This is a genomic window from Treponema sp. R6D11 (assembly GCF_054786075.1).
Map to the genome: position 1 here is coordinate 1 of NZ_BDHD01001272.1, position 343 is coordinate 343.

Below are 343 nucleotides of genomic sequence, written 5' to 3' on the forward strand. Positions count from 1 at the left end.
ATACTGTATTACAACGATTACAATACCGATCAATCCGCCAGAGCGACATTAATTTATAACATGGTGAAAGATGTAAATGATAAGTATCTTGCTTCCGGTGATAAACCTAATGGAGAGGATCCTAACAGACTTCTTATCGAAGGAATAGGAATGCAGGAACATCACAATTTAGGCGTATCAGCGTCGAGTATAAGAAATACCTTAAATCTGTTCAAGCCGTTAGGCGTAAAAGTATCCGTTACAGAGATTGATGTGTTGGGTCAGAGTTGGGGTTCATTCAGTTCTGTCGGTCTGTTTACAACCAAAAAGAAACAGGACTATCATTAAAGAAATAATAATTCGC

Annotated in this window: 1 protein-coding gene; it reads left to right on the plus strand. The window is 37.9% G+C overall.

Annotated elements, in window-relative coordinates:
• A partial coding sequence (locus ACYVTD_RS18405; RefSeq protein ID WP_461249042.1) for an endo-1,4-beta-xylanase occupies positions 1 to 327 on the plus strand: 327 nt, incomplete at its 5' end.
• Between the last annotated feature and the right edge of the window lie 16 nt (positions 328 to 343).